Annotated in this window: 23 protein-coding genes and 2 pseudogenes; 17 read left to right on the top strand and 8 right to left on the bottom strand. The window is 72.3% G+C overall.

What is annotated here, in order from left to right:
- Window positions 1-15: 15 nt before the first annotated feature.
- The 4 genes and pseudogenes from AC07FK_RS20065 to AC07FK_RS20050 form a co-directional block, all read right to left on the bottom strand.
- Window positions 16-390 carry a roadblock/LC7 domain-containing protein gene (locus AC07FK_RS20065; RefSeq protein WP_479106252.1) on the bottom strand — a complete coding sequence of 125 codons (375 nt, stop codon included), beginning with the start codon at window positions 388-390 and terminating at the stop codon, window positions 16-18.
- A gap of 235 nt (window positions 391-625) precedes the next feature.
- Window positions 626-937: pseudogene (locus AC07FK_RS20060) on the bottom strand (SRPBCC family protein); the annotation flags it as partial.
- A 10-nt stretch (window positions 938-947) separates the two neighbouring features.
- Window positions 948-1,100, bottom strand: a pseudogene (locus AC07FK_RS20055) (SRPBCC family protein); the annotation flags it as partial.
- 69 nt (window positions 1,101-1,169) lie between these two features.
- Window positions 1,170-2,540: a type III PLP-dependent enzyme domain-containing protein gene (locus AC07FK_RS20050; protein WP_479106251.1), complete on the bottom strand. Its 1,371-nt coding sequence runs from the start codon at window positions 2,538-2,540 to the stop codon at window positions 1,170-1,172.
- Window positions 2,541-2,659: 119 nt separating this feature from the next.
- Between AC07FK_RS20050 and hutU the strand changes: the two genes are divergently transcribed.
- From hutU to hutI, 4 genes are all read left to right on the top strand, one after another.
- Window positions 2,660-4,318: a urocanate hydratase gene (gene hutU / locus AC07FK_RS20045; RefSeq protein ID WP_479106250.1), complete on the top strand. Its 1,659-nt coding sequence runs from the start codon at window positions 2,660-2,662 to the stop codon at window positions 4,316-4,318.
- A 53-nt stretch (window positions 4,319-4,371) separates the two neighbouring features.
- Complete coding sequence (locus tag AC07FK_RS20040) at window positions 4,372-5,571, top strand: allantoate amidohydrolase (RefSeq protein WP_479106507.1); 1,200 nt, start codon at window positions 4,372-4,374, stop codon at window positions 5,569-5,571.
- Entirely contained in the window at window positions 5,562-6,893 is a 1,332-nt protein-coding gene (locus AC07FK_RS20035) for a formimidoylglutamate deiminase (protein WP_479106249.1), read from the top strand. Before AC07FK_RS20040 ends, AC07FK_RS20035 begins: the two co-directional genes overlap by 10 nt.
- 217 nt (window positions 6,894-7,110) lie before the next feature.
- Window positions 7,111-8,307: an imidazolonepropionase gene (gene hutI / locus AC07FK_RS20030; protein ID WP_479106248.1), complete on the top strand. Its 1,197-nt coding sequence runs from the start codon at window positions 7,111-7,113 to the stop codon at window positions 8,305-8,307.
- An 86-nt stretch (window positions 8,308-8,393) separates the two neighbouring features.
- On the opposite strand, the gene AC07FK_RS20025 is transcribed toward hutI, so the two are convergent.
- Complete coding sequence (locus tag AC07FK_RS20025) at window positions 8,394-9,341, bottom strand: RNA polymerase sigma factor SigF (RefSeq protein WP_479106247.1); 948 nt, start codon at window positions 9,339-9,341, stop codon at window positions 8,394-8,396.
- Between the two features lie 234 nt (window positions 9,342-9,575).
- Between AC07FK_RS20025 and AC07FK_RS20020 the strand changes: the two genes are divergently transcribed.
- The 6 genes from AC07FK_RS20020 to AC07FK_RS19995 all read left to right on the top strand — a co-directional run bounded on the left by AC07FK_RS20020 (window position 9,576) and on the right by AC07FK_RS19995 (window position 14,976).
- Window positions 9,576-9,944 carry an STAS domain-containing protein gene (locus tag AC07FK_RS20020; RefSeq protein WP_479106246.1) on the top strand — a complete coding sequence of 123 codons (369 nt, stop codon included), beginning with the start codon at window positions 9,576-9,578 and terminating at the stop codon, window positions 9,942-9,944.
- A 195-nt stretch (window positions 9,945-10,139) separates the two neighbouring features.
- Window positions 10,140-10,631, top strand: coding sequence for an ATP-binding protein (locus AC07FK_RS20015; RefSeq protein WP_479106245.1), 492 nt, complete (start codon window positions 10,140-10,142; stop codon window positions 10,629-10,631).
- 199 nt (window positions 10,632-10,830) lie between these two features.
- Window positions 10,831-11,529: a peptidase gene (locus AC07FK_RS20010; protein ID WP_479106244.1), complete on the top strand. Its 699-nt coding sequence runs from the start codon at window positions 10,831-10,833 to the stop codon at window positions 11,527-11,529.
- Window positions 11,493-12,443 carry a COG1470 family protein gene (locus AC07FK_RS20005; RefSeq protein WP_479106243.1) on the top strand — a complete coding sequence of 317 codons (951 nt, stop codon included), beginning with the start codon at window positions 11,493-11,495 and terminating at the stop codon, window positions 12,441-12,443. The genes AC07FK_RS20010 and AC07FK_RS20005 overlap by 37 nt, the downstream gene beginning before the upstream one ends.
- Window positions 12,440-13,576: a hypothetical protein gene (locus AC07FK_RS20000; RefSeq protein WP_479106242.1), complete on the top strand. Its 1,137-nt coding sequence runs from the start codon at window positions 12,440-12,442 to the stop codon at window positions 13,574-13,576. The genes AC07FK_RS20005 and AC07FK_RS20000 overlap by 4 nt, the downstream gene beginning before the upstream one ends.
- A gap of 14 nt (window positions 13,577-13,590) precedes the next feature.
- Entirely contained in the window at window positions 13,591-14,976 is a 1,386-nt protein-coding gene (locus AC07FK_RS19995; RefSeq protein ID WP_479106506.1) for a hypothetical protein, read from the top strand.
- 87 nt (window positions 14,977-15,063) lie between these two features.
- Here the strand turns inward: AC07FK_RS19995 and AC07FK_RS19990 are convergent, their stop codons facing one another.
- Window positions 15,064-16,569: a peptide MFS transporter gene (locus tag AC07FK_RS19990; protein ID WP_479106241.1), complete on the bottom strand. Its 1,506-nt coding sequence runs from the start codon at window positions 16,567-16,569 to the stop codon at window positions 15,064-15,066.
- Window positions 16,570-16,955: 386 nt separating this feature from the next.
- On the opposite strand from AC07FK_RS19990, the gene AC07FK_RS19985 reads away from it, so the two are divergent.
- Window positions 16,956-17,633, top strand: a complete 678-nt coding sequence (locus AC07FK_RS19985; RefSeq protein ID WP_479106240.1) for a response regulator transcription factor — start codon at window positions 16,956-16,958, stop codon at window positions 17,631-17,633.
- A gap of 15 nt (window positions 17,634-17,648) precedes the next feature.
- Entirely contained in the window at window positions 17,649-18,914 is a 1,266-nt protein-coding gene (locus tag AC07FK_RS19980) for an ATP-binding protein (protein ID WP_479106239.1), read from the top strand.
- Here the strand turns inward: AC07FK_RS19980 and AC07FK_RS19975 are convergent.
- Window positions 18,907-19,422, bottom strand: coding sequence for a GtrA family protein (locus AC07FK_RS19975; RefSeq protein ID WP_479106238.1), 516 nt, complete (start codon window positions 19,420-19,422; stop codon window positions 18,907-18,909). The two genes, AC07FK_RS19980 and AC07FK_RS19975, sit on opposite strands and share 8 nt — an antisense overlap.
- Window positions 19,423-19,507: 85 nt before the next feature.
- On the opposite strand from AC07FK_RS19975, the gene AC07FK_RS19970 reads away from it, so the two are divergent.
- From AC07FK_RS19970 to AC07FK_RS19955, 4 genes are all read left to right on the top strand, one after another.
- Entirely contained in the window at window positions 19,508-20,713 is a 1,206-nt protein-coding gene (locus tag AC07FK_RS19970; protein ID WP_479106237.1) for a 5-(carboxyamino)imidazole ribonucleotide synthase, read from the top strand.
- Window positions 20,710-21,246 carry a 5-(carboxyamino)imidazole ribonucleotide mutase gene (purE, locus tag AC07FK_RS19965; protein ID WP_479106236.1) on the top strand — a complete coding sequence of 179 codons (537 nt, stop codon included), beginning with the start codon at window positions 20,710-20,712 and terminating at the stop codon, window positions 21,244-21,246. Before AC07FK_RS19970 ends, purE begins: the two co-directional genes overlap by 4 nt.
- 5 nt (window positions 21,247-21,251) lie before the next feature.
- Window positions 21,252-22,442 carry a dipeptidase gene (locus AC07FK_RS19960; RefSeq protein ID WP_479106505.1) on the top strand — a complete coding sequence of 397 codons (1,191 nt, stop codon included), beginning with the start codon at window positions 21,252-21,254 and terminating at the stop codon, window positions 22,440-22,442.
- A gap of 381 nt (window positions 22,443-22,823) precedes the next feature.
- Window positions 22,824-23,987, top strand: coding sequence for a dipeptidase (locus AC07FK_RS19955; protein WP_479106235.1), 1,164 nt, complete (start codon window positions 22,824-22,826; stop codon window positions 23,985-23,987).
- Between the two features lie 10 nt (window positions 23,988-23,997).
- Here AC07FK_RS19955 and AC07FK_RS19950 read toward each other — a convergent pair whose 3' ends face one another.
- Complete coding sequence (locus AC07FK_RS19950; protein WP_479106234.1) at window positions 23,998-24,372, bottom strand: VOC family protein; 375 nt, start codon at window positions 24,370-24,372, stop codon at window positions 23,998-24,000.
- Between the two features lie 97 nt (window positions 24,373-24,469).
- On the opposite strand from AC07FK_RS19950, the gene AC07FK_RS19945 reads away from it, so the two are divergent.
- Complete coding sequence (locus AC07FK_RS19945; RefSeq protein WP_479106233.1) at window positions 24,470-24,973, top strand: CGNR zinc finger domain-containing protein; 504 nt, start codon at window positions 24,470-24,472, stop codon at window positions 24,971-24,973.

Raw genomic sequence — 24,973 nt, 5'->3', positions numbered from 1 at the left:
GGGACACGGTGGAGCTCATCCGAGGACCAACTGCTCGGCCAGGGTGCGCAGACGTAACCGGGCCAGGGCGAGGTTGCCGTCCTCGCGGTCGAGCCACAGGTGCAGGAAGACGCTGCTGTCGAACGAGGTCTCGACGAAACGCAGCAGGTGGTAGCCGCTCGGCGTGGTGATGATGACGTCCTCGACCGGCAGTCCGTTGGGGGAGAACGCGCGCTGCTCGGAGGCCATCCGGGCCAGTTCCGCGGTCTCGGCCGCGGTGGTCTCGTGGTCGCCGTTGGGCGAGTCTCCGACCGTGCCCAGCGCGAGCCCGCTCGTCCAGTCCACCAGTGAAGCCCCGAGGGCGCCGGGCAGGACCATCGCGGCGAGCAGACATTCGTCGATTCCGGGCATGCGGAACCCCCCTCCCGGCGTGGCACACGGATGCGGACTGCCGGACGCACGTTCTGCGGCAGTGACGAGGAGGTTACGTAAAGAGAGGGATGGGGGCAGGTTGTTCCGGCATTTTCCACGTGCACATGCCAGCTAGCTTTCGCTTGTCGCCACTATCGCTGCCTTGTTGATCGCCCAGCGATCGATTCCGACCGAAAGGGGGGTGTCGGCGCACGGAAGCTCTGGTGCACCCCCGTCAGCCGCGCCCGCCCTCCACGGCCGCCGCCACGTCGGCCAGATCCCCGGCGATCGCCCTGCCCACCGCTCGCGCGCCCAGGCCGCCCAGCACTCTGGCCACCAGACCCGCCGCTCCCGGCGGCGGGACGGCGGAGAACGTCATCCGGACGGTCGTCGCGTCCGGCCCGTCGGCGCGCAGGGCGAACTCCGACACGTAGTGCGCGCCGCGCGAGTCCGCCTCCACGACATAGCGCACCGGAGGCTCGCTCACCGTCACGCGCATTCTCCTCCGTGGCCTGCCGGCCCAGCATGCGGCGGGTCTCCCGCCAGCGGGTGCCGACTCCGAAGGAGCCCGTCGGCGACCGCTCGAGAATCTCCACCTTCTCCACCCCGCCGATCACTTCCGGCATGCCCTCCAGGTCGGTCAGCGCGCGCCAGACCCGGTCCGGGCCGGCCGCGATCCGCCGTTCGACGACCACGCTCCTGAGTGCCATGGATCCATGGAAGCAGCCGGGTCCGACAGCCGCCCCCGACGCGTCGCGGGACGCCGGCGGCGCCTTCGCCTACAGGAGCGCGTCCGCGTGCGCGCCGCCCGACTCGGCGACGATCTCTGCGAGCGTCTGCGGCGGCCGTACGACGCGGAAGCGGACCCCGCCGGGGCCCGTGGTGAAGCCGTGGATCCCCGCCCTGGCCAGGCTGTTGTAGGCGTAGTGCGCGGCCATGTAGTACGCGCCGGTGTCGAGCACCGCCACGTGGTCGCCCTGGCCGAGGAGCGGCAGCAGCCGGTTCTCGGCGAGGAGGTCCCCCGCGAAGCACGCCGGGCCCGCCACGTCCTGAGCCACCGGCGGCCCCGCCCTGGGCCGGCCCTTCGCGTCGTACGCCGCGATCCGCAGCGGCCAGGACTCCGGGGCGTACACCGTCCGTGTCGCGATCTGGACGCCCGCGTGGGTGACGGCGATCGGCCGGTCGCCGGAGGTCTTCGCGTACTCGACGCGCGCCAGGACCGTGCCGTGCTTGGCCAGCAGCGAGCGGCCGAACTCGGTGACCAGGCCGTAGCGCCCGTCGAGCAGGCCGGGGACGTGCTGCTTGAGGAGGCGGGCGTAGTCCGCGTACGTCGGCGTCCCGGCGTCGGAGGCGAAGTCGACCGGGAGGCCGCCTCCGATGTCGACCGTGTCGATCTGCCGGCGGCCCGCCGCCGCGTTGATCTCCTCGGCCAGCTCGTACGCCGCCGCCACGCCCCGGGCCATCAGCTCCAGGGGCAGGCCCTGCGAGCCGGAGTGCGTGTGCAGCCGGGTCAGCCACGGCCGGTCCAGGTAGGCGCGCACCACCCAGGCGCGGGCGCCGGGATCGCGCAGCGCCACGCCGAACTTGGACGTGGCGGTGGCGGTGGAGAGCGCGCTGATGGCGCCGCCGCCGATCTGCGGGTTGACGCGCAGGCCGAGGGGGGAGGCGGTGGCCGCCGACCGCACCAGCGCGTCGAGGCGCGCGAGCTCCTGCGGGTTGTCGGCGTTGACCGCGATGCCCAGCGCGAGGGCTTCGCGCAGCTCGGCGGGGGTCTTCGCGGGGGAGTCGAGGACGGTACGGGCCGGCGGCACGCCGGCGGCGCGGGCCAGGGCCAGCTCCCCCGGGCTCGCGACCTCGGCGCCGATCCCCCCGTGCTCGTGCAGCAGCCGCAGGACCGGGACCAGCGGCGTCGCCTTGACGGCGAACGCGTGCAGGACCGGGGTGCCGGCCGGGACGACCTCCTCGAACGCGGCGCGCAGGGCGGCGGCCGAGGCGCGGATGCCGGTGATGTCCAGGAGGCCGGCGATCGGCACGTCGGGGCCGACGACGCCCTGCTCCACGGCGGCCCGTACGGCCTGCTCGCGGCGCTCGGGAGCACTCGTGCCGGGGAGCGTGTCCCCGCTCGGGTCCGGGCTCGTGTCCGAAGGCATGTGTTCCAGCCAACCACCCCCTCGGACGCCGCGCAGGACCCCACACATATTGACTAGTTCTATTCATCTGGTCAGGATGTGAATAGACGACGATGCAGTCACTCGCGAGGAGGCACACCATGTCAGGACCCCGCCCCGTACGGGCACCGCGCGGTACGGAGCTGAGCGCCCTGGGATGGCAGCAGGAGGCCGCCCTGCGCATGCTTCAGAACAACCTCGACCCCGAGGTCGCCGAGCACCCGGACAAGCTCGTCGTCTACGGAGGCACGGGCAAGGCGGCGCGGGACTGGCGCTCGTTCGACGCCATGGTGCGCACCCTGAAGACCCTCAAGCAGGACGAGACGATGCTCGTCCAGTCCGGCCGCCCGGTCGGCGTCATGCAGACCCACGAGTGGGCGCCGCGCGTGCTCATCGCCAACTCCAACCTGGTCGGCGACTGGGCGAACTGGGAGGAGTTCCGCCGCCTGGAGGCGCTGGGCCTGACCATGTACGGCCAGATGACCGCCGGGTCCTGGATCTACATCGGCACCCAGGGCATCCTCCAGGGCACGTACGAGACCTTCGCGGCCGTCGCCGCCAAGAAGTTCAACGGCACGCTGGCCGGGACGATCACCCTCACCGCCGGCCTCGGCGGCATGGGCGGCGCCCAGCCCCTCGCGGTGACCATGAACGACGGCGTCGCGATCTGCGTCGACGTCGACCCGCGCGCCATCGAGCGGCGCATCGAGCACCGCTACCTCGACGTGAAGGCCGACAGCCTCGAGCACGCCCTCCAGCTCGCCGTCGAGGCCCGCGACGCCCGCAGGCCGCTCTCCATCGGCCTCCTCGGCAACGCGGCCGAGCTGCTGCCGCGCATGCTCGCCGAGGGCGCGCCCATCGACATCGTGACCGACCAGACCAGCGCCCACGACCCGCTCGCGTACCTCCCCGTCGGCGTCGACTTCGACGACATGGCCTCGTACGCCGCCGAGAAGCCCGCCGACTTCACGCTGCGCGCCCGCGAGTCCATGGCCAGGCACGTCGAGGCGATGGTCGGCTTCATGGACGCCGGCGCCGAGGTCTTCGACTACGGCAACTCCATCCGCGGCGAGGCCCAGCTGGCCGGATACTCCCGCGCCTTCGACTTCCCCGGCTTCGTCCCGGCGTACATCCGTCCGCTGTTCTGCGAGGGCAAGGGCCCGTTCCGCTGGGCGGCCCTGTCGGGCGAGGCGTCCGACATCCACAAGACGGACCGCGAACTGCTGAAGCTCTTCCCGGAGAACGAGTCCCTGCACCGCTGGATCAAGATGGCCGGCGAGCGCGTCCACTTCCAGGGCCTGCCCGCCCGCATCTGCTGGCTGGGCCAGGGCGAGCGCGACAAGGCGGGCGCCCTGTTCAACGACATGGTCGCCGACGGGACGCTCGCGGCCCCCCTCGCGATCGGCCGCGACCACCTCGACTGCGGCTCGGTGGCCTCCCCGTACCGCGAGACCGAGGCCATGCTCGACGGCTCCGACGCGATCGCCGACTGGCCGCTGCTCAACGCCATGGTCAACGTCGCGTCGGGCGCGTCCTGGGTCTCGATCCACCACGGCGGCGGCGTCGGCATGGGCCGCTCGATCCACGCGGGCCAGGTCTCGGTCGCCGACGGCACGAAGCTCGCGGGCGAGAAGATCCGCCGCGTACTGACGAACGACCCCGGCATGGGCGTCATCCGCCACGTGGACGCCGGTTACGACATCGCCGAGAAGACCGCGGACGAGCAGGGCGTACGCGTCCCCATGCGGGAGGGCGAGTGACCCCGGTCGCGGCCGCCGACGGGCCGCCGCACACGTCCACCTCGTTCCACGAGATGTGGGCCGACCTGAAGCCGATCGGGCGCGACGCCGGCTCCGGCGGCTACCGCCGCTACGCGTGGACGGAGGCCGACCGGGACTGCCGCGCCTGGTTCAGGGCCCAGGCCGAGTCCCGGGGCCTCACGTACGAGGTGGACCGCAACGGCAACCAGTGGGCCTGGCAGGGCGACCCCCTCGCCGGGGACGCGGTCGTCACCGGCTCGCACCTCGACTCGGTGCCGGACGGCGGCGCGTTCGACGGCCCGCTCGGCGTCGTGTCCTCCTTCGCCGCGCTCGACGAACTACGCCGCAGAGGAGTGGAGTTCACCAAGCCGCTGGCCGTCACCAACTTCGGTGACGAGGAGGGCGCGCGCTTCGGCCTGGCCTGCGTGGGCTCCCGGCTGGCGGCCGGGCAGCTGACGGCCGCCAAGGCCCACGAGCTGCGGGACGGGAACGGCGTCAGCCTTCCCCGGGCCATGGAGGCGGCGGGTTACGACCCGTCCGCCATCGGCCCGGACCCCGAACGACTCGCCCGTATCGGCGCCTTCGTCGAGCTGCACGTGGAACAGGGCCGCGCGCTGGACGTCTCCGGCGACCCCGTCGGCATCGCCTCCGCCATCTGGCCGCACGGACGCTGGCGGTTCGACTTCCACGGCGAGGCCAACCACGCGGGCACCACCCGCCTGGAGGACCGGCGCGACCCGATGCTCACGTACGCCGAGACGGTCGTCGCGGCCCGCCGCGAGGCGCGGCTCGCCGGGGCGCTCGCCACCTTCGCGAAGATCGCCGTCGAGCCGAACGGCGTCAACGCGATCCCCTCCCTGGTACGCGGCTGGCTCGACTCGCGCGCCGCCGACCAGGACACCCTCGACCGGGTCGTCGCCGGGATCGAGCAGGCGGCGCACGAGAGCGCGACCCGTTCCGGCATCGACCTGCGCGTCACGCGGGAGTCGTTCACCCCGGTGGTCGAGTTCGAGCACGCCCTGCGCGACGAGCTCGCGAGGCTCCTGCGTGAGACGCACGGCGAGCTCCCCGTCCTCGGCACGGGCGCGGGACACGACGCGGGTATTTTGTCCGCCTCGGTGCCGACCGCCATGCTGTTCGTACGGAACCCCACGGGTGTCTCGCACTCTCCGGCCGAGTACGCCGCCGAGGACGACTGCGTCGCGGGGGTCGTCGCACTCGCCGACGTACTGGAGGGGCTCGCGTGCGCGTGACCTACTGGCTGGAGCACGCCTGGCTCGACGCCGTCGTCGAGCCGGGCGTGGCCCTGGACGTCACGGACGGCCGGATCACGGCCGTCCGCAAGGGCGTCCCGGCGCCGCCCGGGGCCGAGGTCCTGCGCGGCCTGACCCTCCCCGGCCTCGCCAACGCCCACTCCCACGCGTTCCACCGGGCGCTGCGCTCCACGGTGCAGGTCGGCTCGGGGACCTTCTGGACCTGGCGGGAGGTCATGTACGGCGTGGCCTCCCGCCTGACGCCCGACACGTACTTCGACCTGGCCAGGGCCGTGTACGCCGAGATGGCGCTGGCCGGGGTCAGCGCGGTGGGGGAGTTCCACTACCTCCACCACGCCCCCGGCGGCGTCCCGTACGCCGACCCCAACGCCATGGGCGAGGCCCTGATCGCGGCCGCCGCCGAGGCCGGGATCCGCATCACGCTGCTGGACACGGCGTACCTCGCCTCGGGCTTCGGCACGCCGCCCACCACTCAGCAGCAGCGCTTCTCCGACGGCACGGCCGAGGCGTGGGCGGAGCGGGCCTCGCTGCTGAAGGACCGTGAGCACGCGCGCATCGGGGCGGCCGTCCACTCGGTGCGGGCCGTGCCGGCGGACCAGCTGGCGACGGTGGCCGCCTGGGCCGAGGCCCGGACGGCGCCGCTGCACGTGCACCTGTCGGAGCAGCCGGCCGAGAACGAGGCGTGCCTGGCGGCGCACGGCCGCACGCCGACGCGCCTGCTGGCGGACCACGGCGTCCTCGGGCCGCGCACCACGGGCGTCCACAACACCCACCTGACCGACGAGGACATCGCCCTCCTCGGCGGCACGTCGACCGGCACCTGCATGTGCCCCACGACGGAACGCGACCTGGCGGACGGCATCGGTCCGGCGACCCGTCTCCAGACGGCCGGCTCCCCGCTGTCGCTGGGCAGCGACAGCCACGCGGTGATCGACCTGCTGGAGGAGGCGCGGGCGATGGAACTGAACGAACGGCTGCGCTCGCGCACCCGGGGCCACTGGACGGCCGCGTCCCTGCTGCGCGCCGCGTCGGCCGACGGCCACGAGGCCCTCGGCTGGCGCGGCGCGGGCACCCTCGCGCAGGGGGCCCCGGCCGACTTCACCACCATCGCCCTCGACTCGGTCAGGACGGCGGGGCCGCCGCCGCGCCTGGGGGCCGAGACGGCGGTGTTCGCGGCGTCGGCGTGCGACGTGCGCCACACGGTCGTCGCGGGCCGCCACATCGTCCGCGACGGTACGCACACGCTGATCCCGGACGTGCCCCGGGCCATGGCCGAGGCGATCGCGGCCGTCCACCAGTAACCCACCACCCGCGGCGGGCCGCCCCTCCCCAGCCGGGCAGGCCCCCGCGCGCCGGACGGGCCGCGAGCGCCGCCGCACAGCGGCGACTCGTGGCCCCTCCGGCGCCCGAGGAGCGGGGCCCGTTCCGGGAAGGGGCGGCACGGGCACCGCACCACGGCCGTCCCGCCACCGCCACCGCCGCGCGCCCCCGCACCGTACGCAACCGGGAGAGGACCCAGTGAGCAGTACCACCCTCGTCACCAACATCGGCAGCCTCGTCACCAATGACCCCGCGCGGGCCGACGGCACGGGCGCGAGCCCCCTCGGCCTGATCGAGAACGCCGCCGTCCTCCTGGACGGCGACCGCGTCGCCTGGACCGGCCCGGCGGCCGGCGCCCCCGCCGCCGACACCGCGTTCGACGCGCAGGGCCGGGCGGCGATCCCCGGCTTCGTCGACTCGCACTCCCACCTCGTCTTCGCCGGCGACCGCACGCAGGAGTTCAACGCCCGCATGTCGGGCCGCGCCTACTCCGCCGGCGGCATCCGCACCACCGTCGCCGCCACCCGCGCCGCGAGCGACGAGGCGCTCGAAGCGAACGTCGTCCGCTACCTCCGCGAGGCCCTGCGCCAGGGCACGACGACCTTCGAGACCAAGTCGGGCTACGGCCTGACGACCCACGACGAGGCCCGCGCGCTGCGCATCGCCGCGCGCCACACCGAGGAGGTCACCTACCTCGGGGCCCACATCGTGTCGCCCGACTACGCCGACGACCCGGCCGCGTACGTCGCCCTCGTCATCGGCGAGATGCTCGACGCGTGCGCGCCCCACGCCCGCTGGATCGACGTCTTCTGCGAGAAGGGCGCCTTCGACGGCGACCAGGCCCGCGCGATCCTGACGGCGGGCAAGGCGAAGGGCCTGCACCCCCGCATCCACGCCAACCAGCTCGGCCACGGCCCCGGTGTGCAGCTCGCCGCCGAACTCGACGCGGCCAGCGCCGACCACTGCACGCACCTCACGGACGCCGACGTGGACGCCCTCGCGAACAGCCGCACCGTCGCCACGCTCCTGCCCGGCGCCGAGTTCTCGACCCGCGCCCAGTGGCCGGACGCCCGCAGGCTCATCGACGCCGGCGCGACCGTGGCGCTGTCCACGGACTGCAACCCGGGCTCGTCCTTCACCAGCTCGATGCCGTTCTGCGTGGCCCTCGCCGTACGCGACATGGGGATGACCCCGGACGAGGCGATCTGGTCGGCCACGGCGGGCGGTGCGGCGGCCCTGCGCCGCACGGACATCGGCCGCGTCGTCCCCGGCGCCCGCGCCGACCTGGTGCTGCTCGACGCCCCGTCCCACGTCCACCTGGCCTACCGCCCGGGCGTGCCGCTCGTCTCGGAGGTCTGGCGAAAGGGCGTGCGTACGACGGGGCACGCCGGGTAGGCGACACACACGTGGAGGAGGGCCTGCCCCGGATAGCGCCTGGGGCAGACCCTCGCTCACACTTCCCACCAACACGGGGGGAGGTGTCACTCCTCCACGGTCAGCCCCTTGCGCAGCTTGCCCAGCGTGCGCGACAGCAGGCGCGACACGTGCATCTGCGAGATGCCGAGCTCGTCGCCGATCTCCGACTGCGTCATATTGGCGACGAAACGCAGGGAGAGGATCTGCTTGTCCCGGGCGGAAAGTTCGGCGATCAGCGGCTTCAGCGACTCGATGTACTCGATGCCTTCGAGGCCGTGGTCCTCGTAACCGATCCGGTCGGCCAGCGCGCCCTCGGAGTCGTCTTCCTCGGGCTGGGCGTCCAGCGAGCTCGCGGTGTACGCGTTGCTCGCGGCCATGCCCTCGACGACCTCCTCGTTGGTGAGGTCGAGGCGCTTGGCGAGTTCGCCCACGGTCGGGGCGCGGTCGAGCTGCTGGGCGAGCTCGTCGCCGGCCTTCGCGAGGTCCAGGCGCAGTTCCTGGAGGCGGCGCGGAACGCGGACCGACCAGGACGTGTCACGGAAGAAGCGCTTGATCTCGCCGACGATCGTCGGCATCGCGAAGGTGGGGAACTCGACGCCCCTGCTGAGCTCGAAGCGGTCGATCGCCTTGATCAGGCCGATGGTGCCGACCTGGACGATGTCCTCCATCGGTTCGCTGCGGGAGCGGAAGCGGGAGGCGGCGAACTTGACCAGGGCCAGGTTCAGTTCGACGAGCGTGTTGCGTACGTACGCGTACTCGTGCGTTCCCTCTTCGAGGGTCTCGAGGCGTGCGAAGAGCGTCTTCGACAGCGCTCTGGCGTCCAGCGGCGCCACCTCGTCGTACGGCGGGATCTCGGGAAGCCCTTCGAGGGCTTCGGGTCCAGCCTCGATCCGGCCGATCTGTTCGACCTGTTCGATGTGCTCGGGCTGGGCGGACGGGTTTGCCGACGGCGCGGTCTGCTGCACGGTGCGCGTTCGCGCTTCGTCGAGCCGGGGTGACATGGTCTCCTCCATCGTTCTCGGCATATGGCTGCCGATGCCGATACGTCTGCGTGCGATGTGCGGCGCCTCCAAAGCCGGTCGTGTTGGTTGTGTCCTTACTAGGCCTACCCGGTCTCGACCGGCCGTTGCAAGTCTCATATGTCCTAATTGGGTAGTATTGAAAGGTTCTTCGGCTACCAGTCCGCGTGGAGAAGGCGTAAGGTTCTGGCACGTCATTGACAGTCACGACTGCGAAGAGAGACGGGCATGGAGCGCGGGACGGTCGGCAGCGCGAACCGGGGTCGGCTCCGGGTCGCAGTTCGGACCGAGGGTCAGAGTGAAGTTGTCACGCCGGCGGGTGAGCTCGATCACCACACCGCCGAGCTGCTCCGTGAGCCTCTCGACAATGCCCTCGAAGCAGGGCGTACGCGCCTGGTCATCGACTGTTCGGCGCTCGAATTCTGTGATTCCACCGGGCTGAACGTGCTGCTCGGTGCCCGCCTCAAGGCCGAGGCGGGCGGGGGAGGGGTTCACTTGGCCGGGATGCAGCCGGTCGTGGCCAGAGTCTTCGAGATCACCGGGGCCGAGGCCGTCTTCACCGTTCACGAGTCGCTCGACGACGCGCTGGACCAGTGAATTGCGTCTCAGTGGCACCTCCGGGTGACCGGTTTGTTGACCGCGTCACGTGTCCGTACCGAAAAAGTGGGTGTTCTCACCGTTCGGTCGGGCAGGAGGTCTCTGACCCTGTCGGCCCCAGGGGGCTCAGAACGCTCCCGTTGTCCTTGCAGCGATGAATTTGATGAATTGGCGAATCGGTGAGGTGAAGCGCTGATGAGCACCACCCGGCAGCCTCGGTCGGGCGACTCCGGTCAGGAGTCGGCGAGCCACGGCCCGGCCTCTGCCGTGTCCGCCGCCGGCCAGGCGCGTTCTCTGACGCTCAGCAGCGCCAGCGGCATCGTGCCGCTCGCCCGCGACTTCACCCGCCAGGCGCTGTACGACTGGGGCTGGCTCCCCGCCTCGTCGGCCGACCGGCGGGCCGCTGCCGAGGACGTCCTGCTCGTCGTCTCCGAGCTGGTCACCAACGCCTGCCTGCACGCCGAGGGGCCGGAGGAGCTGCGCGTCGCGTCCGACGGCAAGAAGCTGCGCCTCGAAGTCGTCGACCGGGGCACGGGACAGCCCGCCCCCCGCACGCCGCACCGCGCCGGCCGGCCCGGCGGGCACGGCATGTTCATCGTGCAGCGCCTGTGTCTCGACTGGGGGGTCGAGCGGACCGGCGAGTCCACCGGCAAGACGGTCTGGGCGGAACTCGCCGCCCCCGCGTAGTCCACCGCCCGGTCCTCCCGCGCAGCGCCCCCGACGGCTTCAGCTCAGGCGCGACGCGGGGTTACCGACGGTTCGTAGTCCTTCTCGGGCACGCCGATCCGGCGTGCCCTGTGTCTTCCCTCGGCAAGACCTCAGGCGTACCTTGACGCCCAATCTGATGTGTCGTCAGAACCTGTCTTGGGGCATGAGGTGACTTGAGGTGTCGTACGAGAAACGGACAACTCTCGCGCTGGCGGCGGCGGTCGCGGGCTCGGTGGTGCTGCTGGCCGCCCCGGCGGCCCGTGCCGACGTCGTGGACGTCGACTACCAGTGCAAAACGCCGATCGGGAACAAGTCGGCCGTCTCCCCGATCGACATCAAGGGTGTCAGGAGCGGGAACGCCTACAAGCTCACCATGTCGTTCCAGAAGGGCGTCTCGTCCAGCCCCGTCGAGCTGGGCAAGGGGGCGATGAACCCGAGCGCCGTCATCAGACTGGGCGGCGCGGAGAGCGGCACCGTGGCGGTGTCGGGCCCCTCGAACCCGGCCGCGATCCCCGCCAACACCCCGATCAAAATCACCGACCTGAGCGGTACGTACACGCCGCGCAAGAGCGGCAAGGTCACCTTCACGGCGTCCGTCCTGACCATCAAGGCGCTCGGCACCACCACCACCTGCACCCCCTCCAACAACCCCGGACCGTCGCTCGAACTCGACGTCGAGGGCGCGGGCGCCGGCCCGGCCGGCGACGCCTCGGGCGGTACGCCGCAGAACGCGTCCGGCGGCGGCTCCGGCGAACTGCCGAAGACCGGCCCGAGGGACTCCGCCCTCGCGCTCGGCACACTCGGCGGAACGGTCCTGCTCACCGGGGCGGCCGGGACGCTGTGGCTGACCCGGCGCGGCCAGCGGTCCGCGGCCTGACGCCGCCCGTGCAGTCGCCGCGCCGGGCCCGTCGTGCCGGCCGCCTCCTCGCCGCCGCGGCCGCACTGCTGCTGAACGCCGCCGCGCCGGCCCCGGCTGCCGCGGCGGACGGCACGCCGGCCTGGACGGCGGCCCCGAGCGGCGCGGGCAGACCGTACTTCTACCTGGAGGGCGCCGCCGGCACGGTCTTCGAGGACCGGCTGACGCTGACCAACCAGGGCGGCGGGGCGCGCACGGTCCTGCTGCGCGCAACGGGCGCGGACAGCGCCGAGTGGATCACCCTGGCCGCCACCACGGTGCGGATCCCGCCGCGCACCCGCGCCGAGGTCCCCTTCACCGTGACCGTGCCCGCCGGTGCGGCGCCGGGCGACCACCCCGGCGCGATCACCGCCTCGGGCGGCGGGCGGGCGACGGACGTACCCGTCCATCTGCGCGTCAGCGGTCCGACGCTGGCGGCGCTCACCGTCGAGGACGTCACCGTCCGGAAACAGGGCGACGGGGCCGTCATCGCGTACGCCCTGGTCAACCGGGGCAACACGGACCTCCTGCCGCGCCTCGCCGTCCGCGCCGAAGGGCTTCTCGGCGGCGAACTCCTGCGCCGCGCGCCACACACCCTGCCGCAGCGGCTCGCCCCGGGCGCCCGCGTGGAGCGCACCGAACCGTGGCCCGGCGCCCCCGCCCTCGACGCGGTGGACGTCCGTCTCACGGCGACCGCCGCCGGCGGCGCGCGGAGCGAGGCGACGGCGTCCGCGTCGTTCGTGCCCTGGACAGGGGTGACGGTGACGGCGCTGGTGGTGCTGGGCGTCGCGGGAGGGGCGGTGCGCCGCGTACGCCGCCGAACGCGACGACCGCAGGCCGCTGCCGAACCCCCGCCCGCCGACCGGCCGTTGGTGCAGTCAGGAGCGGCGACATGACCCACACCACGCCGGAACGACAGCCCGCCGCCCTGCGTACGGCGCGCGGTGCGGACGCGGCCGGGCACGGGCGGGCCCGCGCCCGCGTCCGGTGGGCCCTCGTGCCGCTGTGCGCCCTGCTGGCGGCGCTGGTCCTCCTCCCCGCCGCCCCCGCGAGCGCGGACTTCGACGAGCCGCCCCGGGTCTCCCTGTCCCGCCAGGAGGCGGGCAAAGGCGGTCACATCACCGTCAGCGGGACCGGGTGGCGGCCCAGGACGCTGCTGATGATGCTGATCTGCGGGCAGTCCGCGCCCGGCCGGGGCGTCGTCGGCGGCACCAACGCGTGCGCCAACTCCGACGGCCGCGCCGTCACCACCGACGCCAGGGGCGCCTTCCGGAAGAAGATGCCCGTCGCCGAGCCGCCCAGACCGTGCCCGTGCGTGGTGCACGTCGCGGCCGTCACCGGCGGCGAACCGGCCGCCGCCGACGCCGTGTTCGAGGTGGCGGGCCACCCCGTCGCACCGCTCCCGCGGCCGGGACGGGACGGGAAGCTCGCCGTGCTCGCGGCCGCCCGGCTCGACGGTTCGGGTTCCGTACTGACGTGGTTCGGCGCCCCGCAGACCCGCAGACTCCTCGTCACGGTCGGCAATCTCGGCTCGGACCCGGTGAAGGACCCCGTCTTCGAGATCGGCACCTCCCACGGCGTCTTCGCGCCGCAGTGGGAGGAGCGCCAGTGGCGCGGCACCGTCCGGCCCGGCGAGAAGGCCCGGGTCGCCCTGGACGTGCAGTTGCCGGCCGGCGCGCACGGCGACTACCTCGTCTCCCTCAAGTACGGGCACAAGGTCCTGGCCGAGCAGCCGTGGGGCGTGGGGCGGCCGTGGGGCGTCACGCTGTTCTGGGTCCTGCTGTGCGTGGTGGTGCCGGCGGCGGTGTTCCGTATCGGCATGGCGGTCGTCGACAAGGTCCGGCCGCCGCGCACGCCGGGCCGCCACCGCCCGGACCGCCTCCCGGCCCGCACCCGCGAGGCCCGCGAACGGGCGGCTCCCGCCGTCACGGGCCTGCCGTGGTTCACCCCGGACAACGCGCCGGGCCCGCACCCCCCGATCTCCGCACCGTCTCAGCAGAACAGTCCGACGACGAAGGGAAATCCGTGACCACGCAACGGAGGATGAGCGCGGCCGGCGTCGCGCTGATGCTCGGCGGTGCGGGCATCCTGCTCGCGGCGAGTCCCGCGCAAGCAGCCGAGGTCTCGTACAGGACCGAGTGCATACCCCCGCCCATCTCCGGCCTGCCGCCCGTCCAGGGCACCACGAAGGTGCTGATCACGGCGCCCGCCGAGGCCAAGGTGGGTGACGAGATCGAGGTGGTGTGGAAGACGGTCGAAGCCGCTTCCAAGAACCCCGACGTACTCGACCTGGACAAGGACACCGTCAAGCCGACCGGCACGGTCAAGGTGGGCGGCGCGGCGAGTGGGGACCTGCGGATGGAGGGGCCGCGGCAGAACCCGCCGATCCCCAAGAACAGTCCGATGGTGCTGCCGGACATGAAGGGCAAGCTGAAGCTGGAGAAGGCGGGCGAGATCACGCTGACGCCGGACGCGTACACCATCAACGTCAGCAAGCCGCTGTCCACGGACACCAAGTGCGCGCCGAAGGAGACGGTGAAGGCCGCGGCGACGGTCAAGGTCTCGTCGTCCGGCGGCACCTCGGGCGGTACGACGACGTCGGGTGGCACCACGTCGGGTGGCACCACGTCGGGTGGCACGACATCGGGTGGCACGACGTCGGGTGGCACGACATCGGGCGGTACGACCACCTCCGGCGGCACCACTACCTCCGGCGGTACGACGTCCGGCGGCACCAGTACGTCGGGCGGCGGCGGTGGCGGCTCCGGCGACTTCCCCGGCAAGGAGGTCGCCGTCGCCTTCGCGTGCAAGTCCCCGGGCCCGGCGTCCATCAACTCCAAGGTGACCGTCAACGCCAAGAAGAACGGCGGCGCCTACGACCTCGTCGTCAAGACGGCCAAGGGCGTCATGGACAGCCCCGCCGCCCTCCCGGCGGGAGCGCTGAAGCCCTCCATGCAGGTGCTGCTGGGCGGCGTGGACAAGGGCGCCGTCCCCGTGACAGGGCCCCCCAACAAGGACCCGCTCGAACAGGGCAAGCCGGTGGACCTGCCGGACATGACCGGTACGTACACACCCGGAGCGAGCGGCAAGTCCACCCTCAGCCCCGGCACGCTCACGATCGACGTGACCCTGGGCGGACAGAAGATCACCATCCCCTGCACCGTCACGGGCAAGGCGGCCGTCTCCCTGGAACTCGACACCTCGGCCCAGCCGGGCGGCGCGTCGGGCGGCACGGCGGCCGGCGGCGGCTCGGCGGGCGGCGCGGCGGCCGGCGGAGGCGGCACGGACTCCGGCGGCGGTCTCGCCGACACGGGGGCCACCGACCACGGCGGCCTGCGCGCCCTCGCCCTGGTCGCCGGCACGGTGATCCTGCTCGGCGGCGCGGTCTTCACCTTCACCCCATGGCGCCGGCTGCGCGGCCTGCGCTGATCCGGTACGAAGCGAAGGGCCGCCGCACCGGACGAATCCGGTGCGGCGGCCCTTCGGCGTACCGCTGGGGTGTTCCGCGTGGCGGGACTACTTCACGTCACCCATGAGGGCGCGGATCTTCCGGCCCGCCATCATGAAGGCGAGGCCCGCGGCGACGGCGATGACCGCCCACAGGGTGTAGTAGAGGGCGTCACCGAGCGGCGCGTTGAGCTTGGTGGTCCAGCCGTTGAGGGCGTTGCCGGTGGACGTGGCGAGGAACCACAGACCCATGATCTGGCCGACGAACAGCTTCGGGGCCATCTTCGTCGACAGGGACAGACCGACCGGCGACAGGCACATCTCGCCGATGGTCTGCGCCAGGTAGACGCTCAGCAGCCAGAAGACGGTGACCTTGCCGGTGTCGCTGTTCGCGGCGGCGGCGCCGGCCAGGCCCATGATGCCGAAGGAGCCGCCGATGAGCAGCATCGCCAGCGCGAACTTCATCGGGGTGCTGGGCTCGCGGTTGCGCTGGGCGAGCTTGACCCACAGGGTGGCGAAGACGGGGGCCAGGATGATGACCATCATCGGGTTGACCGACTGGTACCAGGAGGCGGGGAACTCCCAGCCGCCGATCATGCGGTCCGTCTTCTCGTCGGCGAAGAGCGTCAGCAGCGACCCGGACTGGTCGTAGATCATCCAGAACAGCACGGCGGTCACGAAGAACCACACGTACGCCTTGATCTTCGGCCGGTCCTCGCTGGTGAGCGCGGGGTTACGGAAGATCGCGACGAAGTACACGATCGGCACGACCACGCCGAGGACGGCGAGAACGTTGACGATGTGCTCGATCTCGTACGTACCCAGTGCGAGGTCGAGCACCAGCGCGGCGGCGGCGATGCCGGCCCACAGTGCGACCTTGCGCAGGACCGCACGCTTCTCCTCCGGCGTGGCGGGCTTGGCCGGCTCCCTGCCGACGTCACCCAGGTGACGGCCGCCCAGGATGTACTGGACGACGGCGAGGGACATGCCGATACCGGCGACGGCGAAGCCGAGGTGCCAGTTGACGTTCTCACCGAGGTAGCCGACCAGCAGCGGGGCGACCATGCCGCCGATGTTGATCGCCATGTAGAAGAGGGTGAAGCCGGCGTCGCGGCGGGCGCTGGGCTGGCCTTCGTAGAGGCCGCCGACCATCGCGGAGATGTTCGGCTTCAGCAGGCCGGTGCCGACCGCGATGAGTCCGAGACCGCAGAAGAAGGCGATGTCGCTCGGGATCGCCAGGGTGAAGTGCCCCAGGGCGATGACGATGCCGCCGACGAGAACGGCCTTGCGCGCGCCCCAGAGACGGTCGGCGACCCATCCGCCGGGCATGGCGGCCATGTACACGACGGCGTTGTAGACACCGTAGATCGCGCCGGCGAGGACCTTGCGGTCCTCCAACGGGCCGTCGACGACGGCGGCCACCAGGTACAGCGTGAGAATGGCGCGCATTCCGTACCAGGAGAAGCGCTCCCACATCTCCGTCATGAAGAGGGTGGCCATACCGCGGGGGTGGCCGAAGAAGGTCTTCTCGCCGGAGGGGGCCCCGGCGGTGTCCTTCGTCAGGCTGGACGCCATGGTCGATCCTTGCTTGCTCGGGACGCGTCCGCCTCGTGAGCGGTGCGCGCCCGGGTGGGGGGCGGCCGGCGTCGCGCGAGGGTGGCCCGGCCCATGGTCAGTCACTGCGCGGAACGGCGATGCGATCCCGCGCAGAGATGAGCCCTTTGGTGCGGTTCGCTGCCCAAAGGCCCGAAAGAACTCAGAGTCCTGCTACAGACGACTCGACACCATACGCCACGAACCTGCCGCATATGGAAGGACTTGAGATATGGATCACAGGTCGGCGTGGAACCAGAGCCCACTATTCCAAGGTCCACAACAGGATCGCATCCCGTAGCCGCAGGAGGGAACGATCAAGCGTCGACCGGCCGCGACCCGTCTCGCACGCGGACTACCATCACTCCATGACCCGTGTACTGCTCGCCGAGGACGACGCATCCATCTCGGAGCCACTGGCCCGCGCACTGCGTCGGGAGGGTTACGAGGTCGAAGTGCGCGAGGACGGTCCGTCCGCGCTCGACGCCGGCCTCCAGGGCGGCGTGGATCTGGTCGTGCTCGACCTGGGCCTGCCCGGCATGGACGGCCTGGAGGTCGCCCGCCGGCTGCGCGCCGAGGGCCACGCCATCCCGATCCTGGTCCTGACGGCCCGTGCCGACGAGGTGGACACCGTCGTCGGCCTCGACGCCGGCGCGGACGACTACGTCACCAAGCCGTTCCGCCTCGCCGAGCTCCTCGCCCGCGTGCGGGCCCTCCTGCGGCGCGGCGCCAGCGAGCCCGCCCCCGCGCCCGCCACCCACGGCGTACGGATCGACGTCGAGTCGCACCGCGCCTGGATGGGCGAGGACGAACTCCAGCTCACGGCCAAGGAGTTCGACCTCCTGCGGGTCCTCGTGCGCGACGCCGGCCGGGTCGTCACCCGCGACCAGCTCATGCGCGAGGTCTGGGACACCACGTGGTGGTCGTCGACCAAGACCCTCGACATGCACATCTCGTGGCTCCGCAAGAAGCTGGGCGACGACGCCGCCAACCCGCGGTACATCGCGACCGTGCGGGGCGTCGGCTTCCGCTTCGAGAAGAGCTGACGTACACACACAGCCATGCGCCGCCGCCTGATCAACTCCACGCTCGCCGTGGTGCTCGTCGTCATCGCCGTCTTCGGCGTCTCCCTCGTCATCGTCGAGACGCGCACCATCAGCAACAGCGCCCAGGAGAGCGTCGACTCCGAGGCGCTGCGGCTCATCAGCGTCGTGGAGAGCCGCATCCTCGGCGAGGAGAGCGTCAACCCCGGGGTGCTGGGCGACCAGATCCACCCCGAGCGGTACGCCCGTATCGAGCTACCGGGCCGCGCCCCCATCGAGATCGGCGAGCGCCCCCGGGGCAGCGTCATCACGGGCGTGGAGCGCGGCGACTCCGGCGAGGTCGTCACCGTCCAGGAGTCCCGCTCCACCGTCACCGACGAGGTCGGCCGTACGCTCATGATCATCGGGGCGGTGGCGCTGCTCGCCGTGATCGCCGCCGTCCTGCTGGCCGTACGCCAGGCGAACCGCCTCGCCTCCCCGCTCACCGACCTCGCCGAGACCGCCGAGCGTCTCGGCTCGGGCGACCCGCGGCCCCGCCACAAGCGGTACGGCGTACCGGAGCTCGACCGCGTCGCCGACGTGCTCGACTCCAGCGCCGAGCGCATCGGCCGGATGCTCACCGCCGAGCGCCGGCTCGCCGCCGACGCCTCCCACCAGCTCCGCACGCCGCTGACCGCGCTCTCCATGCGGCTGGAGGAGATCACCCTCACCGAGGACCTGGACACGGTGAAGGAGGAGGCGACGATCGCGCTGACGCAGGTCGAGCGGCTCACCGACGTCGTCCAGCGGCTGCTCACGAACTCCCGCGACCCGCGCACCGGCTCCGCCGTCGCCTTCGACCTCGACGAGGTCGTCAAGCAGCAGATCGAGGAGTGGCGCCCCGCCTACCGCAGCGCGGGCCGCGCCATCGTCCACTCGGGCAAGCACGGCATGCGGGCCGTCGGCACGCCCGGCGCGGTGGCCCAGGTGCTGGCCGCGCTGATCGAGAACTCCCTCATGCACGGTGGCGGTACGGTCGCCCTGCGTACGCGCGTCACCGGCAACCAGGCGGTCATCGAGGTGACCGACGAGGGGCCCGGCGTACCGGCCGACCTCGGCGCCCGGATCTTCGAGCGCAGCATCAGCGGCCGCAACTCCACCGGCATCGGACTGGCCGTCGCCCGCGACCTCGCGGAGGCGGACGGCGGCCGGCTGGAGATGCTCCAGCAGCAGCCGCCGGTCTTCGCGCTCTTCCTGAGCAGGCTCACCCGTCCCAGGGAGGAGCCGGAGCCGACCGTCAGATGACGCGGTCGCGCTCGGTGGTGCGCGGGTCGTCCGCGAAGTGCTCCGCCGTGGCCAGGTCCCCGCGCGGCGGCGGCAGCTTCTTGAAGACCCAGGTGCGGTACGACCAGAACCGGAAGACGGTCGCGATGCCGATGCCGAGGAACTTGAAGGCGTTGCTCTGGAGCGGGCTGTCCCAGCCGAAGCCGGACGTGGCGATGTAGAGCACACCGCTCTGGATCACCAGCCCGAACGCGCTGAACAGCAGGAACAGCGTCAGCTCACGGCTGCGGCGGTTCTTGTCGCGCTCCCGGTAGGTGAAGTAGCGAAAGCCCAGGTAGTTGCAGCCGATCGCGACGACGGTGGCGATGATCCCGCCCGGGACCACCGGCACGTCCATGACGTGGCACAGCAGGTTGAAGACCCCGAGGTCCACCAGGAGCCCCACGCCGCCGACCGCCCCGAACTTCGCGAACTCGCGCGCGAGCCGCTCCAGGCGCCTGCGCCAGGGGCCGCCGTCCCGTCCACTCATGGTGTTCGCAAGCCCCGTTCCGGTCGGTGTCGTCGACGTTCGGTCGTGTCGTCGACCCAGCCATGCTAACCAGCGGCCTCCGCGGATGCGGGGTGCGAGGGAAGAGTCACGCGGGGACGGAGGGGCGCGGGCCTGCGGATACCCTGGAGACGTGACGTTCCCCGTAGTCGGCATGGTCGGTGGCGGTCAGCTCGCCCGTATGACCCACGAGGCGGGCATCCCCCTCGGCATCAGATTCAAGCTCCTCAGTGACACACCCCAGGACTCGGCGGCCCAGGTCGTCAGCGACGTCGTCATCGGCGACTACCGCGATCTGGACACGCTGCGCGCCTTCGCGCGCGGCTGCGACGTGATCACCTTCGATCACGAGCACGTCCCGACCGAGCACCTGCGGGCCCTGGAAGCGGACGGCATCCCCGTCCGGCCGGGGCCCGACGCACTGGTGCACGCCCAGGACAAGGGCGTGATGCGAGCGAAGCTCACGCAGATCGGAGCGCCTTGCCCGCGCCACCGCATCGTGAGCGACCCGGCGGACGCGGCCGCGTTCGCCGCCGAGACCGGCGGCTTCCCGGTCATCCTCAAGACCGTGCGCGGCGGATACGACGGCAAAGGCGTCTGGTTCGTACGCGACGAGAAGGACGCCGAGGAGCCCTTCAAGGCGGGCGTCCCGGTCCTCGCGGAGGAGAAGGTCGACTTCGTACGGGAGCTGGCGGCGAACATCGTGCGCTCCCCGCACGGACAGGCCGTCGCCTACCCCGTCGTCGAGTCGCGGCAGGTCGACGGCGTCTGCGACACCGTGATCGCCCCGGCTCCCGGCCTCTCTGAGGAACTGGGCGGCCAGGCGCAGGCGCTGGCGCTGCGCATCGCGAAGGAGCTCGGCGTCGTCGGCCACCTCGCCGTCGAACTCTTCGAGACGGCGGACGGCCGCATCCTCGTCAACGAGCTGGCGATGCGCCCGCACAACTCCGGGCACTGGACGCAGGACGGCGCGGTCACCTCGCAGTTCGCCAACCACGTCCGGGCCGTGCTCGACCTGCCGCTCGGCGACCCGCGCCCGCGCGCGAAGTGGACCGTCATGGCGAACGTCCTCGGCGGCGACTACCCGGACATGTACCAGGCGTACCTGCACTGCATGGCGCGCGACCCGCAGCTCAAGATCCACATGTACGGAAAGGACGTGAAGCCCGGCCGTAAGGTCGGCCACGTCAACACCTACGGCGACGACCTCGACGAAGCGCTGGAGCGCGCCCGTCACGCCGCCGGCTACCTGCGAGGAACGATCACCGAATGACGACCCCTGCTGCAGCCCCCGTAGTCGGCATCGTGATGGGCTCCGACTCGGACTGGCCGGTCATGGAGGCCGCCGCGAAGGTCCTGGACGAGTTCTCGGTCCCGTACGAGGTCGACGTCGTCTCGGCGCACCGCATGCCGCGCGAGATGATCGCGTACGGCGAGGAGGCGGACGGCCGCGGCCTCAAGGCGATCATCGCGGGCGCGGGCGGGGCGGCGCACCTGCCCGGCATGCTGGCGTCGGTGACGCCCCTGCCGGTGATCGGCGTGCCGGTGCCGCTGAAGTACCTCGACGGGATGGACTCGCTGCTGTCCATCGTGCAGATGCCGGCCGGGGTTCCGGTCGCCACCGTGTCGGTGGCGGGCGCGCGCAACGCGGGTCTGCTGGCGATCCGCATGCTCGCGGCGCACGACCCCGAACTCCTCGCGCGCATGCGGGAGTTCCAGCAGGACCTCAACGACCAGGCGACGGAGAAGGGCAAGCGGCTGCGCGCCAAGGCGCAGGGCGCGGACGCGTTCGGCTTCGGCAAGTGAACCCGGTGGAGGACGGCCGGGCGGTCGAGCGGGCCCGGGAACTGCTCGCCGCGCATCCAGTGGCCGACGGCCACAACGACCTGCCGTGGGCCCTGCGCGAGCAGGTCCGCTACGACCTGGACCGGCGCGACATCGCCGGCGACCAGTCGGCCTGTCTCCACACCGACATCCCCCGCCTGCGGGCGGGGGGTGTCGGCGCGCAGTTCTGGTCCGTGTACGTGCGGTCCGACCTGGCGGGGGACGACGCGGTCAGCGCGACGCTGGAGCAGATCGACCTCGTCGGGCAGCTGCTGGCCCGCTACCCGGAGTACCTGGTGCGGGCCCTGACCGCGGACGACATGGAGGCGGCGCGTGCCTCGGGGCGGATCGCCTCCCTGATGGGCGCCGAGGGCGGCCACTCGATCAACAACTCCCTCGCCACCCTGCGCGCGCTGCACACACTGGGCGTCCGCTATCTGACGCTGACGCACAACGACAACACCGCGTGGGCGGACTCGGCCACGGACGAGCCGGGGGTGGGCGGCCTCTCGCCGTTCGGCCACGAGGTCGTACGGGAGATGAACCGCCTCGGCATGCTCGTGGACCTGTCCCACGTGGCGGCCACCACGATGCGGGCGGCGCTGGCCACTTCGGTGGCGCCGGTGATCTTCTCGCACTCGTCCGCGCGGGCCGTGTGCGACCACCCGCGCAACATCCCCGACGACGTGCTCGAGCTGCTGCCCGGCAACGGGGGAGTGGCGATGGCGACGTTCGTGCCGAAGTTCGTCCTGCCGGAGGCGGTGGAGTGGACGCGGCGCGCGGACGAGAACATGCGGGCGCACGGATTCCATCCGCTGGCGATGACGGCGGACGCGATGAAGGTGCAGCACGCCTTCGAGGACGCGCATCCGCGTCCGGTCGCGACGGTGGCCACGGTGGCGGACCACCTCGACCACATGCGGGAGGTCGCGGGCGTCGACCACGTCGGCATCGGCGGCGACTACGACGGCACGGCCTTCACCCCGGCCGGGCTGGAGGACGTCTCGGGGTACCCGAACCTGATCGCGGAGCTGCTGCGGCGGCGGTGGTCGGAGGCGGACCTCGCCAAACTGACCTGGCACAACGCGGTACGAGCACTCCGCGACGCCCAGTCGACGGCCGCCACCCTGACCCACGTCCCCCCGTCGAACGCGACCCTGGCGTCCCTGGACGCGTAAGAACTCCGGCACCGAGCCGAGGGCGGTGGCTTCGGGGTCGGTGCGGCGGGAGTGGGGGGCGCCCCGGCACGTCCCCTCCTGCCCCGCACGATGGGCGACCAGAGCGGCGGCAGCCCCCACAGGATCCCGCGCGGCGCAGCGCCGGTAGCTTCCACCGGCTGGCCGGCGGAGGACGGCGGGCGCACCCAGTGGGCGCACGGCAGGCGGCGGCGGCAGACCGCGTGCGGCGTCCGGGGGTGGGGGAGGCGGAGGTTCCGGCGGAAAGAGGGGGGCGAGGCCGGGCGGGGCTTGGGGTGTACCCCGAACGCTCCGTCCGCCGTGAACCCTCGGCGCTCCCGTGACACGGTGGCCGTACTGCGTCCATGAATTCGGAGTCCCGTCATGGCAGATCTGCAGGACGACCCGCACACCTCGTCCACCACCGCGGTCGGCGAGCTCGACCGAATACTGGGGGCGGATGTCCCGGAGCTTCCGGAATCGGCGTCACCCGAAGAGCTCGACGAGCTGGTGTTCCACGAGCCCGTGGGGGAGGACGACCCGCCGCCCGCCCCCGAGGACAGCCTCGCCCGCGCCCGCGCACTCCTCGTCGAGCATCCCGTCGCCGACGGGTTCAACCGGCTCGCGTCCATCCTCGGGCAGCGCCAGTGGCACGATCTCGAACTCGGCGAGAGCACGCTGGACACCGACATCCCCCGCCTGCGCGACGGCGGAGTGGGTGCCCAGTTCTGGTCCCTGCTCGTCCCGGCGGAGTACGCCGGCGACCGGGCCATCAGCGCCACCCTGGAACAGATCGACCTCGTCAAGAAGGTCGTGGCCGCCTACCCCGAGGGCCTGCGCCTCGCCCTCACCGCCGGGGACATGGCCGACGCCCGCAACTGCGGGCGCATCGCCTCCCTGCTCGGCCCCGTCTCGGGCCACGCCCTGGGCGATTCGCTCGGCACGCTCCGCGCGTACCACGCGCTGGGCGTCCGCAGCCTCGTGTTCGCCGGCACGCGCTGGGCGGGCGCGAAAGGGGAGGGGCTGACGCCGTTCGGCCACGAAGTCGTACGGGAGATGAACCGCCTCGGCGTACTCATCGACCTGACCGGCGTCCCCGAGGAGGCCGTCCGCGGCGTGCTGACCGTCAGCCGCGCCCCGGTCGTCCTGTCCCACTCGGGAGCCGGCGCGCTGACCGACGCTCCGGCGAACGCCTCCGACGAGGTACTGCGCGCCCTCACCCCCGACAAGGGCGTGTGCATGGTCGGCTTCGCCCCGCAGCAGACCGTGCGCCGGGTGGCCGACCACCTCGACCATGTGCGCGAGGTGGCCGGGCGGCACTGCGTGGGGCTGAGCGGTATGTACGGGGCCGATGTGGCCGACGTACCGCACGGGGACGACCTCAGGGACGTCTCCTGCTACCCGCACCTCATCGCGGAGCTGATCGACCGCGGCTGGGACGAGGCCGACCTCGCCCTGCTGACGTGGGGCAACGCGGCACGGGTCGTACGCGACACGGAGTTCACCTCCCGCGCCGCCCGCCGCCGCCCCGCCCCCGTCGTCACCTGACGGACCGCGGTCAGCAGGCGCAGAGGCAGAACGGGTGCCCGGCCGGGTCGGCGTAGACCCGCCACGACCTGTCCCGGTCGGCCGCGTCCAGCGGCTTCGCGCCGAGCGCGAGCACCCGTTCTTCCGCCGCGTCGAGATCCCCCACCGTCAGATCCAGGTGGAACTGCTGCGAGCCGTCCGGCGAGGGCCAGCGCGGCGGTACGAAGCCGGGCGCCTCCTGAAAGGCCAGCGGCGTCCCCTCGTAACCGGTGAGGTCGACCCACTTCCCTCCGTCGGTGACCTCGGGGACGCCGCCGAGCAGCGGCGCGTAGAAGCGCGCGAGGGCTTGGGGGTCCGGACAGTCCAGAACGACGGTGCCCAGCTTGGCGACGGCTGTGCTGCTCATTTCCATGTCCTCCAGAACGAGAGGGGTTGTTACCGATTGACGGCGTCAACAGGTAACCGTTACTGCATGCTCCCGCATAAGGGGTAACCTCGCAACCATGAATGACAGGGCACCCGCGCCGGGAGAGCTCGCACTGGTGGAAGCCCTGGTGAACACGCTCGACGTGGAGAAGGGCGCCGACTCCCTCGACACGGAGGCCGGCCGCACGGCCTTCGGCCTGGCGGAAGCCGACGTACCGGCGGCCCGCGAGCTGCGCGAGGCCCTGCGCGCGGCGTGCCTGGCCCACGCGGGCCACGCGGTGTCCACCGCGCCCCTCGACCGGCTGCTCGCGGCGGCCCCGCTGCTCGTCACCGTGGACGGCGCGGGCGCGGCCTCGCTGCGCCCGGCGGACCCCCGCGCCCTGGCCTCCCGCGTCGCGTCGGCCATCGCCGCGGCGACCGCCGACGGCACGTGGCAGCGGCTCAAGGCGTGCGAGGCCGAGGACTGCCGCTGGGCGTACTACGACCGCAGCCCGGCGGGCCGCAGCCGCTGGTGCACGATGGCGGTCTGCGGCAGCCGGGCCAAGATGCGCAAGTACCGCGCCGGCCGCGCGAAGGGCTGA

This window comes from Streptomyces sp. NPDC046122 (genome assembly GCF_056429965.1).
Note: the sequence above shows the minus strand (reverse complement) of the source record. Positions and strands in the feature narration are given on the sequence as shown.

Bases quoted from the DNA above. Each gene is read 5' to 3' on its own strand.
- AC07FK_RS20065 (WP_479106252.1), bottom strand. From the start codon at position 390: ATGCCCGGAATCGACGAATGTCTGCTCGCCGCGATGGTCCTGCCCGGC.
- AC07FK_RS20050 (WP_479106251.1), bottom strand. From the start codon at position 2,540: ATGCCTTCGGACACGAGCCCGGACCCGAGCGGGGACACGCTCCCCGGC.
- hutU (WP_479106250.1), top strand. From the start codon at position 2,660: ATGTCAGGACCCCGCCCCGTACGGGCACCGCGCGGTACGGAGCTGAGC.
- AC07FK_RS20040 (WP_479106507.1), top strand. From the start codon at position 4,372: ATGTGGGCCGACCTGAAGCCGATCGGGCGCGACGCCGGCTCCGGCGGC.
- AC07FK_RS20025 (WP_479106247.1), bottom strand. From the start codon at position 9,341: ATGGAGGAGACCATGTCACCCCGGCTCGACGAAGCGCGAACGCGCACC.
- AC07FK_RS20020 (WP_479106246.1), top strand. From the start codon at position 9,576: ATGGAGCGCGGGACGGTCGGCAGCGCGAACCGGGGTCGGCTCCGGGTC.
- AC07FK_RS20015 (WP_479106245.1), top strand. From the start codon at position 10,140: ATGAGCACCACCCGGCAGCCTCGGTCGGGCGACTCCGGTCAGGAGTCG.
- AC07FK_RS20000 (WP_479106242.1), top strand. From the start codon at position 12,440: ATGACCCACACCACGCCGGAACGACAGCCCGCCGCCCTGCGTACGGCG.
- AC07FK_RS19995 (WP_479106506.1), top strand. From the start codon at position 13,591: ATGAGCGCGGCCGGCGTCGCGCTGATGCTCGGCGGTGCGGGCATCCTG.
- AC07FK_RS19990 (WP_479106241.1), bottom strand. From the start codon at position 16,569: ATGGCGTCCAGCCTGACGAAGGACACCGCCGGGGCCCCCTCCGGCGAG.
- AC07FK_RS19985 (WP_479106240.1), top strand. From the start codon at position 16,956: ATGACCCGTGTACTGCTCGCCGAGGACGACGCATCCATCTCGGAGCCA.
- AC07FK_RS19980 (WP_479106239.1), top strand. From the start codon at position 17,649: ATGCGCCGCCGCCTGATCAACTCCACGCTCGCCGTGGTGCTCGTCGTC.
- AC07FK_RS19975 (WP_479106238.1), bottom strand. From the start codon at position 19,422: ATGAGTGGACGGGACGGCGGCCCCTGGCGCAGGCGCCTGGAGCGGCTC.
- AC07FK_RS19970 (WP_479106237.1), top strand. From the start codon at position 19,508: ATGCGGGGTGCGAGGGAAGAGTCACGCGGGGACGGAGGGGCGCGGGCC.
- purE (WP_479106236.1), top strand. From the start codon at position 20,710: ATGACGACCCCTGCTGCAGCCCCCGTAGTCGGCATCGTGATGGGCTCC.
- AC07FK_RS19955 (WP_479106235.1), top strand. From the start codon at position 22,824: ATGGCAGATCTGCAGGACGACCCGCACACCTCGTCCACCACCGCGGTC.
- AC07FK_RS19950 (WP_479106234.1), bottom strand. From the start codon at position 24,372: ATGAGCAGCACAGCCGTCGCCAAGCTGGGCACCGTCGTTCTGGACTGT.
- AC07FK_RS19945 (WP_479106233.1), top strand. From the start codon at position 24,470: ATGAATGACAGGGCACCCGCGCCGGGAGAGCTCGCACTGGTGGAAGCC.